General features: G+C 67.5%; 1 pseudogene. It reads left to right on the top strand.

Going from position 1 to position 252, the window contains the following annotated elements:
• Positions 1–127: pseudogene (locus tag AC1MIR_RS27915) on the top strand (IS481 family transposase); the annotation flags it as partial.
• Between the last annotated feature and the right edge of the window lie 125 nt (positions 128–252).

The raw sequence follows: 252 nt of genomic DNA, 5'->3' as shown, positions 1-252 counted from the left end.
CCACCGACCGCGCCTGCTCTCCGACAACGGGCCCTGCTACATCGCCGGCGAGTTGGCGCAGTGGCTCGACAAGCAGGCCATCGACCATGTCCGCGGTGCGCCCTGCCACCCCCAGACACAGGGCAAGTGACCCTGCCCCCTAATTGCCCTCGTTCATGAGCAGAGCCTGTTCTCCATTTGCCCCGATGCGGGGCGGGTTGCAAATGCGGCTGGGGTGAGCCCGTTCAGGCTCGTGTGCGGGCGGGCCGTGTT

It is taken from the genome of Falsiroseomonas sp. RANM36, from assembly GCF_056682175.1.
This window is presented reverse-complemented; position numbering and strand designations above follow the sequence as displayed.